Source organism: Nonomuraea sp. NPDC049695, assembly GCF_040674955.1.
GTDB lineage: Bacteria > Actinomycetota > Actinomycetes > Streptosporangiales > Streptosporangiaceae > Nonomuraea > Nonomuraea helvata.
Window position 1 is genome coordinate 1 of record NZ_JBFANV010000169.1, and the last position, 11,023, is coordinate 11,023.

Consider the following 11,023-nt stretch of genomic DNA (forward strand, 5'->3'; position numbering starts at 1 on the left):
CCGGCACGCCTGGCGTTCGTCTGAGGAATGTGCGTCGACTCGCTTTGCTGACCCTTCTGCTCGCCGCCGGCTGCTACTACGCGGTCAAGGCCAACCCCCACCCTCAGGTTCTCGCCACGCTGGCCGCCATCGGCAGTCGGTTCGACGTCGCGTCCCTCGGGGAGATCCAGGCGGTACTCGCCGCCGGTGGCGAGGCGGCCGGGCTGGCCTACACCACCACGATCAAGAAGGCCGCCGACATCCGGTCCGCTTACGAACTGGGAGTGCGGGTCTTCACCGCCGACTCACCGAACGAGATCGACAAGATCGCCGCCGCCGCGCCGGGCGCATGGGTGTTCGTGCGCATCGCCGTCGACAACGCCGGCGCGGCCGCGCCCTTCGGCACCAAGTTCGGCTGTGATCCGACCCTCGCCGCTGACCTGCTGCGCAGAATCGCCCGCGCCGGGCTGATGCCGGCCGGCATCAGCTGCCACGTCGGATCCCAGCAGACCGACGTCTACGCCTGGGACGAACCGATCAGAGCCGCCGCCGTCATCTACCACCAACTGGCCAACGAACTGCCCACCCGCTTCGTGCTGAATCTGGGCGGCGGCCTACCCGCGACCTACACCCAGCCGGTACCACCGATCGGGCAGTACGCCGCGGCCATCGCCACCAGCCTGACCAAGCACTTCGGCAGCACCTGGCCCCAGCTCGTCTTGGAACCCGGCCGCGCGATCGCCGCCTCGTCTGGCCAGCTCGACTGCGAGGTCGTCCAGGTGACCGAACGCCGCGGCGAGCGGTGGGTCTACCTGGACGTCGGCCGGTACGGCGGTCTGGCCGAGGTCGAAGGCGAGGCGATCAAGTATCCGCTGCACGCTCCGCACGTCAGCGGCCCGGTCGGTCCGGTCATCCTCGCGGGCCCCACCGCAGACGGTGACGACGTCATCTACCAAAAGCACCGCCCAGACCTCCCCCTGGCCCTGCGTGCCGGCGACTTGGTCCGGCTGGGCTGCACCGGCGCCTACACCGCCAGCTACGCCTCGGTCGCCTTCAACGGCATCGAACCGCTGAGTACCTGCGTGACGGATTCCGACCTGCCCCTGCTGAGCGCCTCATGAACGGGCCGAGCGTCGTCGGAGCCTTTCAGGGCCGCCATGTGCACGCCGACCTCTACGGCATCGACCCCCAGCTTCTGGACGATGCCGATCGGCTGAAGAGCCTGCTGGAGAACGCTCTCGTCGAGGCCAACGCCACCGTCCTCCAGACGATGACCCACCGGTTCACCCCCCAGGGGGTGACGGTGCTCGCACTGCTTGCGGAGTCGCATGCCTCTCTCCACACCTACCCCGAGCATGATCCACTCGAAGGCGGTGCCTGCTTCGCGGACTTCTTCACCTGCGGACCCAGCGCCGACCCCGAGCAGGTGCTCCGCCTGCTGAGCCGCGGCCTTCAGCCCCGCAGACAGCACATCAGCATCGTCGATCGAGGCCTGCCCGTTCCCCTCGCCCGGCCATGGCACGCCCAGTTCAGCCCTCTCGGAAAGGCATCCGCATGACCACGACGCCGCTCGCGACGACGACCTCGTCGGTGACAGAGGTCCTGGCCTCCGGCCTGACCCGCAGGTGGGAAATCGACCCCCTGTTTGCGGCCCGAACCACCTACCAGCAGATGCTCATCGGCCGTACCGCGCAGGGCGTCACCCTGTTCTGCGGCGACGACGACAGCAACATGGAACGCCAGAGCGCCGAGCTGTCCCAGCTCACCTACCACGAGGCGCTCATCGTGCCGCCGCTGGCCCTGGCCAGCCAGCTGTTCCGAGTCCTGATCATCGGTTCCAGCGAAGGCGTGGCGACCCAGATCGCCCTGCAGGCCGGCGCCGCCCACGTCGACCACGTGGACATCGACCTGGAGTGCGTCGAGGCCTGCGCCGAGCATCTGCCGTACGGCTACAGCCCCGCCGACGTGCAGGCCGCGCTCGCCAAGACCGGCCGCGCCCACCTGCATGCCCAGGACGGCCACCGCTTCGTCCAGGAGCGCCTGGTCGACGGCACCCGCTACGACGTCATCGTCATCGACCTGCCCGACGAGTCTCCCGGCAGCGACGCCCAGCACAACCGCCTCTACGCCGTCGACTTCCTGATGTCCTGCAAGGACCTGCTCGCCCCGGGCGGCGTCGTCAGCACCCAGGCCGGATGCCCCACCTTGTGGCGGCAGAAGACCCTGCGGACCTCGCTCGACCGCTTCAAGACGCTGTTCCCCAGCGTGTTGTGCTTCAGCTCCTGGGAACACGAGTGGGCGTTCGTCACCAGCTCGCCCGACGCCTCGCGCTCGCTGCCCGCCGAGCTTCAGCAGCGGCTGCCTCATCTCGCCTACCAGCCCCGGACCATGGACGCGGCCAGCGTCGCCAGCGCTGTGGTCCTGCCGTACCACGTGGCCAACCAGGACGTGCGGCCGTGGGCATCGGCATGATCCGGAACGGGCGGCCGAACATGGCGCTGGCCGCCCGGATCGCCGCCGCTCGCCAGGCAGCCGAGGACCGGACCGCGGCGCCCGAAGAAGCACCTGGCGAAGCGCCCTTTACCTACTCTGAAACCTCTGAGGAAACCGGCTCCTCCCCCGTGTCCGCTTCGCCGACCAGTCAGCCAAGCCACGTCACGGTGGATCACATCCCAGCCGCCAGTCCCTCATAAGGAAAGTCGTACATATTTACGTACGACTTTCGTATGCTGTCCGCATGACCAAGCAGCTCGAGGTACGCACCACCACCGATGCGCGCACCGACTTGCCCAGCATCGTGGCCCGCATGCACGAGGACGGCCTGTACGCCGAGCCCGTCCTGCTCGGGCCGCATCGCAGGCCGCAAGCCGTGATCATCAGTATCGAGCTCTACAAGGCGCTCGCTGACGCGATCGACGCCATCCAGTCGGCGCCGGCGATCCGGCAGCGGCTGCAAGCGACCGCCGCGGCTGGCGGGCCCGTGACCACCACGCTCGGCCATCTGGCCGACCAGGTGGGCGCCGATCTCGGCGACTGAGCATCCGGCGGGCAGCGCGCCAGCTGCACTGCCCGCCTTCGACACACGGTGCCCAGATGCCTCCACGCGATCGTCCGCTCCCGATCAGCTACAGTCCCGGGGTCCGGGAGGACATCCTGGACTTGCCAACCAAAGAGCACCGCAGCCTCGCCATCCTGCTCATCCGCGACCTGGTCCGCGGCCGCGAGCGCGGTGAGGAGCTCGGCGTCTTCGACGAAGAATTGAAAGGCTGCCGCAAGGTCTACTTCAGCTCCGCTGCCGAAGTCCGATCGGGTCGCGGCTACCGATGGCGCATCGTCTACCGTGAGCGGCCTCCGTCCGGCCGCTTGAACGAACCGACGATCCACATCATCGCCGTTGGCCCCCGCGCTCACCAGCAGGTTTACGACACCGCGATCGCCCGCCTCGTGGCGGAGCGAGTACCAGAGGTGGAGAGACGGCAGCGGATCGCCGAAGCGGCGGCTCGGCGCACCAGCACAGCCCCCGCCGGCCCCGGGGAGCGTGAGGCGCGATCAGAACAGACGCCCGCGCGGCCCCCGGCCGAGCGGGCACGTCAGCTCCGGCGACGCGCCTGACCTACAAGGGGCTTCACGCGATCGCTTCTCCGTACGGCTCGCCGCTGCAGGAGGAACTCGCCTGCCCCCGTCCTCAAACTGCATGTCGCGGGGCCCCGGCAGATCCCGCGGCCGGGGCCAGCGACTCCACGGGAAGCGTGTCACGCTGAGCAGGTACGGCGGTGCTCACGAGAACCGCGTCCAGGTCTCCGACCCGCTCCTTGATGATTGTCAACGTCGTGATCTCCTTGCCGTCGACCAGCAGCGTGTGCGACTCGCAGGTCACCACGTCCTGGCTGCCGCACTTGGCGAAGACGACGTCGATAGTCTGCACGGCGTGGCGATGCTGCGCGTCGCGACGCTCAAGAACGGCGTTCAGCGCCTGCTGAACGCGATCGCCATAGCGGAGGAAGGTCGGGTTGACGTCGAAGAACGCGGCGAGCCGATGCAGGACTGCCGGTGAGGGAGTACGGCTGCCCGACTCGATGAAGCTGATGTAGCTGTCGGACAGGCCGACCGCTTTGGCCAGTTGAGCCTGGGAGAGCTTCCGCGCTTTGCGGAGGCGCTTGGTGCGGTCACCGACCGTCTCGGGTTGCGGCATTGGACCTCTTAGTTGACGAGTGGCATCTGGACGGGACCTCACCCACCAAGCGGCCAGGAAAGGGCGGCTACCGGCGGTCATCGCGTGGCGGCGGCGACCTTGACCTTCGCCTGGGTGCGCGGAGCAGCCTCGGAGCGCGCCTGAACCTTGGCAGAGCTCTTGGTGGGCTTCCCGCCGGTGCTTGAGCGCAGCGCGGCCGCCGCGGCTCGTCGCTTGGCGGGCTGACGCGATTCTTCCTCTGCCCAGGACGCGCCGGCCTTGGCTGTCTTCTCCAGCCATTGCACCGCCTGACGTACCTTGGCCAGACCTGCGCCGGCGCCGCCGAGCACCTTGCTAAGCGCCCAGGCGTCCGCAGCGATCCGGCGGGTGGCCAGGTCAGCGACCGTCTTGAGCGCGCGCTGGGAACGCGGATCGGCCAGGACTTTCGCGCGATGAGGACCGAGTTGCCGCTCGACGGCGACGCCGAGTCCGCGCGTGGTCTCAAAGGTGCCTTCGATTCGCTTCCACTCCGGCCGGTCGCCGAGGGCAGCGGCGTGCTCGCGCACACCTGCCACGGCCTGGGCCACATCCTGGCGCTGCTGCCAGACCGCCCCGAGTTGCTCGGCCGGCACGCCGTGCCGGAACTCTCCCAGCGAGAGGTCGAGCTTGTTGCCGAAGCTGAGCTCCATCCCGAGCTGTTGCTTCAACAGGGCGAATCCGAGGCGGATCTCGGCGAAGTCGACGGAGACTTGGGGGGCGATCAGGTCCTGTGCTGCCGCTTCCAGCCCCTGGTAGGCGCCGTCTAGGGCGACATCCGGGGAGTCGATCACAGGCATGGGCCATTCCTCTCTTCGTTGGGAACCGAAGCCCTCACGCGGGAGCGAAACCGGAGGGCTCGAGGGATAAGGACTGCTCCGCCCCCACCACCACGTTGACCCGATGCATGTCCTTGTCCGGATCGCTCATGCACCGCCACAACGGACCGTCAGGGGCGCGGACCTCGCGCAGGGTCGGGTCGAGATGGTCACGGTGCCACGTGCTCGGCCCCGTCCAGCCTCCCGCTTCGGGATCGGTCTGCTCCTGCCAGGCCAGCCACAGGGCATGCAGCCGCGCCAGCACTTCGTCGTGCTCCCACCAGCGCAGGCACCAGGGCGCGGTCGGGCTCGGCTCACGCACATAGGTGGGGACGAGCAGGTCGTCGACCCACTGCCGCAGGAGGTCGAGCTCCAGGGCGAAGCTCTCGCCAGCCAGGAACAGGATGAAGGTCGGAGCGGTGCTCTCTTCATCGCCTTCCCCGGGGGGAGCCTCATCTTCGGTCCACTCCTGGTCCGGAGGGGACAGCTCGTCGGTCATCTGGACATCTCCTTTCGATGGCATAGCGGGCTACGTTCGGGAACGCGATGGGGGACGGCGCGCAGAGCGGCCGCGCTGGCGGCGCTTGCGCACGGCACGGCGGGTGACCTCGCGTTCGGCGCGTTTGGTCGCCGCGCGGAGCCGGTCGGCATATGGCTCGCTCATCCACGGCCGCAGGCGGATCACCGTGGCGCGGATGCCGGTGAGCAGCAACAGGGCCGTGCCCTTCGGGAGCGCGCGGACGTCAGCCGCGCTGAAGATGCGCTCCTTGCGGGAGGAGGTGGAGACGCTGCGGCCTTGGCGGCTGTGCGAAACGCTGGTCTCCTTGACCCGGTGCTCGCCGATGAGCCGGGAGACCTTCTCGGCGAAGTCGGCGTCGTCGAGGCCGGCACCGAGAACCTTGACCGTGGCGGCACCCCACAGGGCGTCCATGCCGGCTTGCCCCCAGACCCGGGCGCCCTGCTGGTAGCTCTGCAGGATGGTGATGATCGGGATGCCCAGCGACCCAAGAAAGCTGTACAGGTCGGGCAGGTCTTCGATGGGCGCGATGTTGGCGGCCTCGTCGAGGATCGGCAGCAGCGGGGGGTCGTTGCGTCCCCCGGCCTGTTCGGCCGAGGCGATGGCGGCCTGCAGGACGGCGTCGGCGAAAGCGGCCACCAGCGGAGCTGCGCCACCGCGGCCCTTCTTGCTGAACAGGTACAGGGTGTCGGTGCCGGTGACAAACTCCTCGGGATCGAACTGCGGCTTGTCGGGGTCGGGGGTGATCCACGTGCTGATGGCCGGGTCGAGCAGGCAGGCCACCGTCTGCGCGGCGGTGTCGTAGACGCCGCCGCGGGTCTCGGCGGGAAGGCGGCTGGTCGATTGGAGCTGGCTGGCCAGTCCGACGGCGCCCGCGTGGCGCAGCGCCTCCACCGGGGTGGGGTCGGCCGGGTTGGCCAGCCATGCCAGGACGTCGTGGATGGTGCCTCCACCGGCGGCTGCGGCGTGAAAGACCGAGCACAAGAGGTTGCCTGCGGCCAAGGCCCAGTAGTTGCCGCGGTCGGCGGCGGAGAAGCCGCACGCGATGAAGTGGCCGGCCAGGCGGCGGGCGCCTTCGACGGTGACCGCCTCGGCGAGCAGATCCCACCACCACTCCTGCGGGAAGTGGCCGATCTGCTGGGGATCGAACACCCACAGGCGTCCGCGGGCGCCGCGCGGCGCCCATGTGGTGGTGTAGGCGTCCACTTTCCGGCTGGTGATCATCACGGCGCCGGGGGCCCGGATCGCCGGTGGCGCGACGAGGGCGGTGGTCTTGCCCGAGCGAGGAGCCATCAGCGCCAGGGAGACGTCTTCCCAGGAACTGCGTAACTCCACGCCGTTGTGCTCGCCGAGCAGCATGCCCGTCTGATCCGGTGGGATGGTCTTCGCCTTCGACAACGACGGGCGCAGGCGGCGGGCCGCCTTGGCTGCGCCGCGGGGGGTGAACGTGCCCAGGTCACGCAGCCCGGCCAGTCCGGGAGTGCGGGAGAACCATCGGTAGCCGGCGGCGGCCGCGGGAACGGCCAGCGTCGTGGTGATGCCAGCGGTGCCGGCGATGCCGCCCCAGACGGCCAGGGGTGAGACCCCGGGCCACACTCCTTCGGTGCCCTCGTCGGCCAGCCGCAGGAGCAGCGTCAGGTTGAACGGCGGCGGCCGCCAGCCCGCGCCGGCCAGCAGCGCGCCGAGCGTGCCGCCGAGCCAGACCACCGCGCCCAGCACGCCGGCGGCCGCGACGAGCGCCAGGATCAGCCAGGGGGCGATGTCGGCCGGATCGTGGCCCCGTTCTCCCCCGCTCATCGTGAACTCCCGGACCCGGGCTGGTGGGCGGGCGTGCTGGCCGGGCCCGGCGGACGGCTGTGGCGGCGGGCGTTCACGAGCGGCGCCGCATCGCCGCGTCGGTGTCGAACAGGTCGCGCTCGGCCGTGGTCAGTTGCAGCCGGGTGGGGATGCCGACCCGCTGCCCGATCTTGATCAGCGCCTTTCCCCGTCCGGGGTGCATCGCGGCGACGTCGAGGCCGGAAGCCGTCGGCGAGGCCCAGGAGGAGACGATGGCGATCTCGCTGGCGGTGAGGGGCCGTTGCGCCGACACGCGTTCCAGTTCGCTCACCGGCATCGCCAGCAAGATCGCGATGTCGCAGCGCTCCATGAGGCCGCGTGCCTTGGCCCGGTCCTCTTCCGTCGGTAGCGCTTCCAGATCGGCCAGCCCGTGCGTGGCCATGATGACGATCTCGCCCTTGGCCCGGTTCAACCGGATGATGGCGTCGATGGCGGCGACCATGCCCGGCCCGGCGCGCAGCGCCCGCCACAGCTCGTCCAGCGGCAGGACCACCTGACCGGGAAGCAGGCCGAACGCGCGGGCGGTGTCGATCGCGGCGTAGCTGTAGGCCCAGGTGGCCAGCAGCCCGGCGGCCACGACATGATCTCCAGCGGTGAGGATCGGGGACAGGTCGATGGCCAGCGCGGGCTGGGACAGATCCACCGGGGTGGTGGTGCGCCGATCGAACAGGCCCGCCAGAGGCCCGTCGCACAGGTTCTCCAGGGCGGCGATCACCGGCCGGACCGCCGCGAGGTAGCTGGCCTCGTCCCGGGTGATCAGCCGGTCGCGCAGTGACTGCGGACTTTCGCGCAGGACCTGGATGACGTCGGGGATGGTGGGGTCGACGCCGGCTGGCTGCGCGGCGGTGGCCAGGCCGACGGCGGTGTTGATCGCGGTGCTCTCCTCGGCGCCGGGGCGGCGGGTCAAGCCGTACGGCGTGGCCAGCAGCGCGTGCAGGAGCTCGCCGCGCCGGCCGTTGATCTCGGCCAGCATCAGGTCGCGCTGCTCGGCCGGCAAGCTGAACAGGTGGCGGCCGAGCGGCCCGGAGTCCAGCGGGTTGATGGCGTCCAGGCCGCGGCCAATGCGGATGACCTGCCCGCCGAGCGCGCGCACCAGGCCGGTGTACTCGCCCTTAACATCTCCCGGCACCACGAGCTTGCAGCCGAAGGCGACCAAGCCCAGGCATAAGCGCTTGGCGATGGCGCTCTTGCCTGCGCCGGGCTGCCCCTGGATCCAGACCGACGGGTTGGTGGTCAGCCTGCCCACCCAGCCAGGAGGGTCGACGCACACGAGCTCGTTGGCGAGCAAGTCAGGTCCGATCGGCACACCCTCCGCGGGCAGACTTCCCGCCTGCACGAAGGGAAACAAGCCCGCCACCTGAACGGTGGTGCCGAGATAGATCGAGCCGGGCTCGATGTGCGCGGCGCGGCCGCGCCGCCAGCCGCGCCGCGGCGCCACCCGCTCCGGCGTCAGCTTCGGGCTGGCGGGGGTGCGCGGGCGGCGCGCCCGCCAGCGGTCAGCGGTCACCGGGATACACCCCGCACGGTAGCCCGGCGGCGAAGGCGCTCGCCTGTCCGCCGTAGGCCAGACGCAGCTGGAGCCGGGCGTGCCCGGCCGCCTGTTCGACCTCGCGGCGCGCCTGGGCGAGCTCGGCCCGGGTCGGTGCCGTCGTCGTCACATACAGGCTCCACTGGACCAGGCCCGCGCCATAGGCCTCCTCGATCGCGGCGCGGGCGGCACGGTTGGCGTCGGCCCGGTCGCGGGCGGTGGGGTCGCGGCGGGTGCGCCGCTTGTACTCCTCGCGCACCGAGGCGGCGTTGACCTCTTGCTCCAGCAGGGCGCCGGCGACGTCGCGGGGCAGGGTGCGGTAGGTCAGGGTGAGACGGCGCCGGTATCGGCCGGGGCTGAGCAGGCTGAGCAGCACGTCGTGGGAGACGCGCTGGCGGGGAGCTTCCAGCAGCACCCATGACATCGAGTAGGCGCCGTCGTGCTGGTAATGGTCGTAGCGGTCACGGGCGTGCTCGGGGCGGGCATCAGCCCAGCGCAGCTTGTCCCAGCCGGCCGCGACGGGTTCGGCGTCCAGGTCGTAGGCGGTGCGGATGATGCGGATCAAGTCGGTGGCGCTGGCGCGGCGCAGGATCTCGGCCCCGGCCGCCGAGACTGCCAGGCTGCCCAGGCTGCGCAGCACCTCGGCGACCGCCTGCGGCACCGCGCGCGGTGCGTTCGCCCCCAGCGACGGGTCGCAGGTCAGCGACAGCCGGGCGCGCACTTGCGCCGAGGCTCGTGGTGCCATCGCGGTCAGCTCGCCGATGACCTGCTGGGCTAGCGCCGGTGCGGTCGCCGAAAGCCGTCCTTGGACGTGGTCGGCGAGCTGGGTGCCGGGCTCGGGCACCAGCTCGATCGTCACCGCCGCGTGCTGAATCGAGGTGTCGTCGGCCAGGCTGGCCAGCAGGTGACTCCAGCTGCCGACCTGGCGGTTGATCGTCGCGGGGTCGGCCAGCAGCGCCCCAGCCGGGGACAGCAGCAGCGTCGCCGTCATGTGCCCGGAGCGCTGATTCCACACCACGCCGATCCGGCCGCGGCCCGGATCCTCGACATCCAGCAGCCGGGTGGGGGCCAGCACGCCCGGAAGATCCCACCGCTCCGGCATCGGCGTGACCATCTGACCCAGCACGATCGTCTGGGTGCGCCAATCCGCCCAGCGCCAGCGCACCCAGGCCAGCCCGGCGTCCAGTACCAACACCCCGCCGCGGCGCGCGACCGCGAGCACCGCTACGAGGAGACCGGCCGGCGCGAGGAGCACAGCGACCTGCACCCCGAACACGAGACCGGCCAGCAGCGGGACCAGCACCGCCGTCAGCAGCATGACGGTCTGCCGGGTGTCGAGCGAGCCCATGCCCAGGCTGCGCGAGCGGCGCCAGCCGCCATAGGTGTGCAGATCAGTGGTGCTGCTCATCGGCGCTGATCACCCGTAGTTTCGATCGATGATGCTGGCCTTGTCCTCGCCCGTTGCGCCGTCCCGCTCCGCGCGCTCGAGCGGATGCGTGGCCACCCCCACCTCGGCCTGCTCACCCGCCTGCCCCGGCGCGGCGACATGCCCGGCGGCCACGTGCCCGGCGTGCTGGACTCCTTCCAGCGCCACGCCCGCAGCGGCTCCGATCGGACCGGCCGCCCCCGCCGCGGCGCTTCCCGCGCCCGCGGCGCCGCTCGCTGTGCCACCGGCTCCAGCCGCGCCCGCGCTCGTGCCCGCTCCGCCGGCGGCCGCGCCCATCTGCCCCGCCGTCCCGGGCGCGCCTGCCGCTTCTGCCCCGGCCTGACCGGCTACGGCCTCACCTCCGGGCACGCTCTGCGCCACGCCCGGGCCGCCGGAGGTCGCGGCGGCGGGCGCTTCGGGCGCGGTACCCGAACCCGTCTGCGGGTTCGGCGCGGGCTGCTCGGTGTTTTGCTGGCTCGTCTGCGAGCTATGTTCCATACGCTTCTCCTGATCGACCACGGACGTGGGCGCCGCTCCGGATCCGCCGCCTCCTCCGCCGGACTCGTCCCCGCCACCTAGCCGCGAGCCGGCCATCCAGGCGGCTTGACTCAGCCACGAGCCCGCTCCGCTGCCGGCCGCGGCTCGCCGCCGCGCCCGATCTGCTCGAGCGCGTGGTGGAAGATGCGCGGCTCGGGCTTGCGCATGCCGACCT

12 protein-coding genes are annotated in these 11,023 nt (G+C 70.9%); 5 read left to right on the forward strand and 7 right to left on the reverse strand.

What is annotated here, in order from left to right; all coding sequences use genetic code 11:
- Positions 1 to 29: 29 nt before the first annotated feature.
- From AB0J64_RS55735 to AB0J64_RS55755, 5 genes are all read left to right on the forward strand, one after another.
- Positions 30 to 1,100, forward strand: coding sequence for a type III PLP-dependent enzyme (locus tag AB0J64_RS55735; protein ID WP_364046466.1), 1,071 nt, complete (start codon positions 30 to 32; stop codon positions 1,098 to 1,100).
- Entirely contained in the window at positions 1,097 to 1,537 is a 441-nt protein-coding gene (gene speD, locus AB0J64_RS55740) for an adenosylmethionine decarboxylase (protein WP_364046468.1), read from the forward strand. Before AB0J64_RS55735 ends, speD begins: the two co-directional genes overlap by 4 nt.
- Positions 1,534 to 2,451 carry a spermidine synthase gene (locus AB0J64_RS55745; RefSeq protein WP_364046470.1) on the forward strand — a complete coding sequence of 306 codons (918 nt, stop codon included), beginning with the start codon at positions 1,534 to 1,536 and terminating at the stop codon, positions 2,449 to 2,451. Before speD ends, AB0J64_RS55745 begins: the two co-directional genes overlap by 4 nt.
- A 265-nt stretch (positions 2,452 to 2,716) precedes the next feature.
- Positions 2,717 to 3,016, forward strand: coding sequence for a type II toxin-antitoxin system Phd/YefM family antitoxin (locus AB0J64_RS55750; protein ID WP_364046472.1), 300 nt, complete (start codon positions 2,717 to 2,719; stop codon positions 3,014 to 3,016).
- 56 nt (positions 3,017 to 3,072) lie between these two features.
- Positions 3,073 to 3,591: a hypothetical protein gene (locus AB0J64_RS55755; RefSeq protein ID WP_364046474.1), complete on the forward strand. Its 519-nt coding sequence runs from the start codon at positions 3,073 to 3,075 to the stop codon at positions 3,589 to 3,591.
- A gap of 73 nt (positions 3,592 to 3,664) precedes the next feature.
- Here AB0J64_RS55755 and AB0J64_RS55760 read toward each other — a convergent pair whose 3' ends face one another.
- From AB0J64_RS55760 to AB0J64_RS55790, 7 genes are all read right to left on the reverse strand, one after another.
- Positions 3,665 to 4,171: a helix-turn-helix transcriptional regulator gene (locus tag AB0J64_RS55760; protein ID WP_364046476.1), complete on the reverse strand. Its 507-nt coding sequence runs from the start codon at positions 4,169 to 4,171 to the stop codon at positions 3,665 to 3,667.
- Positions 4,172 to 4,248: 77 nt separating this feature from the next.
- On the reverse strand, positions 4,249 to 4,986 hold the full coding sequence (locus tag AB0J64_RS55765; RefSeq protein ID WP_364046478.1) for a hypothetical protein: 738 nt from the start codon (positions 4,984 to 4,986) through the stop codon (positions 4,249 to 4,251).
- A 34-nt stretch (positions 4,987 to 5,020) separates the two neighbouring features.
- Entirely contained in the window at positions 5,021 to 5,503 is a 483-nt protein-coding gene (locus AB0J64_RS55770; RefSeq protein ID WP_364046480.1) for a DUF4913 domain-containing protein, read from the reverse strand.
- A 30-nt stretch (positions 5,504 to 5,533) separates the two neighbouring features.
- On the reverse strand, positions 5,534 to 7,318 hold the full coding sequence (locus tag AB0J64_RS55775; RefSeq protein ID WP_364046482.1) for a TraM recognition domain-containing protein: 1,785 nt from the start codon (positions 7,316 to 7,318) through the stop codon (positions 5,534 to 5,536).
- Positions 7,319 to 7,391: 73 nt separating this feature from the next.
- Positions 7,392 to 8,864 (reverse strand): ATP-binding protein, encoded by a 1,473-nt coding sequence (locus AB0J64_RS55780; RefSeq protein ID WP_364046484.1) that lies wholly within the window; start codon positions 8,862 to 8,864, stop codon positions 7,392 to 7,394.
- Positions 8,854 to 10,293: an SCO6880 family protein gene (locus AB0J64_RS55785; RefSeq protein WP_364046486.1), complete on the reverse strand. Its 1,440-nt coding sequence runs from the start codon at positions 10,291 to 10,293 to the stop codon at positions 8,854 to 8,856. Before AB0J64_RS55785 ends, AB0J64_RS55780 begins: the two co-directional genes overlap by 11 nt.
- A 9-nt stretch (positions 10,294 to 10,302) precedes the next feature.
- A complete protein-coding gene (locus AB0J64_RS55790; protein ID WP_364046488.1) occupies positions 10,303 to 10,809 on the reverse strand; it encodes a hypothetical protein in 507 nt (168 codons plus the stop codon).
- Positions 10,810 to 11,023 lie beyond the last annotated feature (214 nt).

Excerpts from the sequence above, each read along its gene's own strand:
- AB0J64_RS55760 (WP_364046476.1), bottom strand. The coding sequence starts at position 4,171 with ATGCCGCAACCCGAGACGGTCGGTGACCGCACCAAGCGCCTCCGCAAA.
- AB0J64_RS55770 (WP_364046480.1), bottom strand. The coding sequence starts at position 5,503 with ATGACCGACGAGCTGTCCCCTCCGGACCAGGAGTGGACCGAAGATGAG.
- AB0J64_RS55790 (WP_364046488.1), bottom strand. The coding sequence starts at position 10,809 with ATGGAACATAGCTCGCAGACGAGCCAGCAAAACACCGAGCAGCCCGCG.
- AB0J64_RS55785 (WP_364046486.1), bottom strand. The coding sequence starts at position 10,293 with ATGAGCAGCACCACTGATCTGCACACCTATGGCGGCTGGCGCCGCTCG.
- AB0J64_RS55765 (WP_364046478.1), bottom strand. The coding sequence starts at position 4,986 with ATGCCTGTGATCGACTCCCCGGATGTCGCCCTAGACGGCGCCTACCAG.
- AB0J64_RS55745 (WP_364046470.1), top strand. The coding sequence starts at position 1,534 with ATGACCACGACGCCGCTCGCGACGACGACCTCGTCGGTGACAGAGGTC.
- AB0J64_RS55775 (WP_364046482.1), bottom strand. The coding sequence starts at position 7,318 with ATGAGCGGGGGAGAACGGGGCCACGATCCGGCCGACATCGCCCCCTGG.
- AB0J64_RS55755 (WP_364046474.1), top strand. The coding sequence starts at position 3,073 with ATGCCTCCACGCGATCGTCCGCTCCCGATCAGCTACAGTCCCGGGGTC.
- AB0J64_RS55750 (WP_364046472.1), top strand. The coding sequence starts at position 2,717 with ATGACCAAGCAGCTCGAGGTACGCACCACCACCGATGCGCGCACCGAC.
- speD (WP_364046468.1), top strand. The coding sequence starts at position 1,097 with ATGAACGGGCCGAGCGTCGTCGGAGCCTTTCAGGGCCGCCATGTGCAC.